This is a genomic window from Aeromonas sp. QDB25 (assembly GCF_027707725.1).
GTDB lineage: Bacteria > Pseudomonadota > Gammaproteobacteria > Enterobacterales > Aeromonadaceae > Aeromonas > Aeromonas caviae.
Map to the genome: position 1 here is coordinate 1 of NZ_JAPCIZ010000151.1, position 3,592 is coordinate 3,592.

The following is a 3,592-nucleotide window of genomic DNA, read 5'->3' on the forward strand; positions in this document are numbered from 1 at the left end:
ACCGAGGCAAACCAATATGGAACAACACTATTCCCTTAACTGCCCCACAACGCGCTTTATCCGAGTGCGGGAGGTGATCAAGAAAACCGGCCTGAGCAAATCGAGCGTCTATGACTTGATGGCGCAAGGCCTTTTCCCGCAAACCGTGCGCCTAACTGGACGCTCAGTTGCATTTATCGAGGCTGAGATTGATGCCTGGATGGCAGAACGTATCGCTGCTCGCAAAGCGGCATAAGGGGGCAGCATGAGCAAAAAAGAAAAGGCCGCACCGCAGAACGGCACGACCAAGCTTGAGCATGGTCAGCATATCACCAAGGCCACCAAAGTACCCGCCTTGCTGGAGTTGGCCGCCGCCCACCTGCTGGAGAGCGGGATGAAGGGCACCAGTCAGTTGACGTTCTTCCCCCTGTATCACGACTTCAACTACCGCAACCGCATCGACGAGTTGCGCAACGACCATGATGTGATCATTCACAGCATGCCGTTTGACCACCGCAACAGCGCGGGCCGCACCACCCGCTTTGAGCGGTATTGGTTAGCCAACCGGGAGGAGGCCCGCAAGGTGGCCGAGCTGGTGAACCTCAAGCGCCGCCAGCGCAACGCCTTGCCGATGGAGCAGGAGCAGATTGCCCGTTACCTTGCCGCCTTCCCTGCCACCCCCGACGAGCTTCCGCCCGCCGCTTAACGGAGCCACCACCATGACTATTCAAAAAAGCAGATTCAGTTCTGAGGCCGCCCCGCATCCTGCTGGCAGCCAAGCGGTTAATTTAGCCGTTCAGGCTGGCGATATATCCGTTATCAAGTTTGAGGGGGTGAAGGTGCGCATTGTGAATGTTCACGGCGTGCCATGGTTTATTGCCAAGGATGTGTGTGACGCGCTGGAGCTGACCAATCCGAGTCAGGCGCTCAAGGCACTGGATGACGATGAAAAGGGGGTAACTTTAAGTTACACCCTTGGCGGTGCCCAGAAGATGCGAACCATCGCCGAATCCGGGTTCTACAAGCTGCTTGCCCGCAGCCGCAAAGCCACCACTCCCGGCACCCTCGCCCATCGCTTCTGCAACTGGGTATTCCGCGAGGTGATCCCCGCTATCCGCAAGACCGGCGCTTATGGCGTGCCGTTCGCCTGCCTGCATGACCATAGCCGTCGGCAAGCCCAGTACACCAAGGAGGCGAGTAAGCGCGGCCACGCCCTGCAATCCTGCCGGGGTGAGAAAGCCCGCCTGAAAGCCGAAGAGGCCGAGCTGTGGCGCACCTATCAACCTGAGTTGACGGGGGTGAGCGATGACCGGATATAAGAATGGGCTCACTGCCCAGGGCGGAGCTTTGCCCAAAATCAGCCAACCGCCCCAGCCATCCCTTGCCAAGTGGTTGCCGCTGACCTCGCAGTATATCGAGGGCAAGGCGGTTCAAACCGTCAACGCCCGCGAGCTTCACTCCTTCCTCAAGGTGGGCCGTGACTTCTCCAATTGGATTAAGGATCGCATTGCCGAGTACGGCTTTGTTGAAGGGGTGGACTATGTGGTTTTCACCAAATTTGGCGAAAACCCCCAGGGGGGCAGACCCCAGAAGGAATACGCCATCCGCCTCGACATGGGCAAAGAGCTGGCGATGGTGGAGCGCAACGACGAGGGCCGCCGCGCCCGCCGGTACTTCATCGACTGTGAGGCACTGCTGATCGCGGTCGCCCCCGAGCTGAACCAAGCGGCGCTAGATCGCTGGCACGGTGAACGGGAGGCGAGCAAGGATTACTGCAAGCTGATGAATGATGCCCTAGAGCGACACCGCGCAACCCTTGGCAAAGCCACGTTAGGCCACCACTACAGCAATGAGGCCAACCTGCTCAACCGGCTGGTGTTGGGGATGGAGGCGGCCAAGTGGGCAACCCTACACGGGGTCAGCGGGCCTATCCGCCAGCACATGAGCGCTTATCAACTGGCGCTGGTGGCCTACCTGGAGCGCAGCAATGCCACCTTGCTCGATGCCGGGATGGACTTTGCCGAGCGCAAAGCGCGGTTGGCCGCGATGCTGGCCGCCAAGATGAAGCGGGAGGGGCTGGTATGATGGATTCGATCCACCGCACAGCGTCAACATTCCGACACCAGCCAATTTTTGCAATTGGCTTGTACGAGGACGTCCGAAACGGTACGATTCTTCCTGCAACGGCCAAATCCGTTGCCGGGCGTGGAAACCCGGAATTGAACTCAGCGCCAACCCACGCGCTCGCGTGGTTTTTTGTTGGCACTCGATCCCCTTTGCTTGGGGCTCTGTTGGCCTATCTGGTCGGCGGGGTCTGCTGTGTAATGGTGGCTCGGGCGGGGCAGCTTTCGGGCTGGCCGGTTTCCTCTGGGTTCGCCGGTATTTCCACCCCCGCTCGGGCTACCGCCATGAGTGTGGAAACTCTGGTCGGTAGTGAATACCTATCGAACTCAGAGGCTGCCATCATGGCTACTATCCCTACCCCTGTCATATCCAAACGCTTCACCTTCCTGATCGCATCGAGCGCCTGCCGACTGGCAGACATGCGCCGCATCCGCACCATTTCCACCGTTGCTGACACCGAAGCCCAAGCCCGCGCTAACCTGCCTGGCCTGCCTCTGGTGTTCCTGTCTCGCACCCCGATTGGGAGGGCCGCCGTATGAACCCGACTAATCAATCCCGCATGAATGCGCTGCTTGAACAACTGGCCGACACCCTTGAACAAACAGATCTGTGCCCAGTGGAGCGTGCGCAATACAGCGCTTTGCTTGATGCCCTGCGCATTGAGGCGGGGATCTGCCAGGAGGTGGCGGCATGACCTACTTCGCATGGGCAAGCAGTACCGAACAGCCCACCTTTACAGGCCCAATTAACCCGCGAACCGGAAAGCGCTCACAGGCTGGCAGCCTGAGCGCCTTTGACTGGCGGCGTGATCGGGATCGCTTCATTGAGCAGACCAAGGGGGCAGCCGTTGCCGTCACTGCCAAGCAGGCCCGCGAACTGAAAGCCGGATTGGATGAACGGGCTTTCAATGAGCTGGTGGCTGTACTGACTGGGGGTGACCTATGAGCGAACGGCGGATAGATGCCCTGCGCCGCCGCATCTGGCGCGAGCTGTACCGGGTGCCGGTGCGGTTGGCAGTGTTGCGGGTGTTGTTTCAACGGCTGATGAAGGCCCAGCGGCCACACCATCACACTGCAACAGGGGGGTGTCATGACTGATATTAACGAGCTGGTCGAGCGGTTGTCGCTCGCCTATCTGCTGGCGCGTGGTAACACGTTCAACCATCTGGGGGTTCAACTGCCGTTGACTGCCGAACTGTTGGCGCTGGCGATTCAAAACAACATCGTGGGCGCTTGCTTGGAACGTGGTGGCGGCAAGCAGGGGCGAGAGGATGCCCTGCTGATGCTGCGCCACATGGTGGCCGGGGATGAGTTAACGCCACTGGGCCGCCTGATGCTGGACGAGATGAACACCCTCTTCTGTGCCGAGGTGCGGGAGATGATTGATAGGGGCGATGATCCCGGAATAGTGCTGGCACAGGAGCGTGAGCAACGACTGGGGGCGGCACAATGACAATGAGCATGACAACCAAGGGGGCCGCGAGCCCCCG

At 59.9% G+C, this 3,592-nt stretch carries 8 protein-coding genes; all 8 read left to right on the forward strand.

The window, feature by feature from the left end; translation table 11 throughout:
- Nucleotides 1-235: helix-turn-helix transcriptional regulator (locus PG883_RS22795; RefSeq protein WP_270808336.1), on the forward strand; the 235-nt coding region annotated here is incomplete at its 5' end.
- 9 nt (nt 236-244) lie between these two features.
- The gene (locus tag PG883_RS22800; protein ID WP_017783409.1) at nt 245-685 is read left to right on the forward strand and encodes a hypothetical protein; all 441 of its coding nucleotides are present in this window, start codon (nt 245-247) and stop codon (nt 683-685) included.
- A 133-nt stretch (nt 686-818) separates the two neighbouring features.
- Nucleotides 819-1,298 (forward strand): BRO-N domain-containing protein, encoded by a 480-nt coding sequence (locus PG883_RS22805; protein ID WP_235713832.1) that lies wholly within the window; start codon nt 819-821, stop codon nt 1,296-1,298.
- Nucleotides 1,299-1,326: 28 nt separating this feature from the next.
- The gene (locus PG883_RS22810; RefSeq protein ID WP_270808340.1) at nt 1,327-2,064 is read left to right on the forward strand and encodes an antA/AntB antirepressor family protein; all 738 of its coding nucleotides are present in this window, start codon (nt 1,327-1,329) and stop codon (nt 2,062-2,064) included.
- Nucleotides 2,061-2,642 carry a host cell division inhibitor Icd-like protein gene (locus tag PG883_RS22815; protein WP_270808342.1) on the forward strand — a complete coding sequence of 194 codons (582 nt, stop codon included), beginning with the start codon at nt 2,061-2,063 and terminating at the stop codon, nt 2,640-2,642. Before PG883_RS22810 ends, PG883_RS22815 begins: the two co-directional genes overlap by 4 nt.
- On the forward strand, nt 2,639-2,797 hold the full coding sequence (locus tag PG883_RS22820; protein WP_270808344.1) for a hypothetical protein: 159 nt from the start codon (nt 2,639-2,641) through the stop codon (nt 2,795-2,797). The genes PG883_RS22815 and PG883_RS22820 overlap by 4 nt, the downstream gene beginning before the upstream one ends.
- On the forward strand, nt 2,794-3,048 hold the full coding sequence (locus PG883_RS22825; RefSeq protein WP_113725581.1) for a hypothetical protein: 255 nt from the start codon (nt 2,794-2,796) through the stop codon (nt 3,046-3,048). The genes PG883_RS22820 and PG883_RS22825 overlap by 4 nt, the downstream gene beginning before the upstream one ends.
- 144 nt (nt 3,049-3,192) lie before the next feature.
- Complete coding sequence (locus PG883_RS22830; RefSeq protein WP_270808347.1) at nt 3,193-3,555, forward strand: hypothetical protein; 363 nt, start codon at nt 3,193-3,195, stop codon at nt 3,553-3,555.
- The last annotated feature ends 37 nt before the right edge of the window (nt 3,556-3,592 follow it).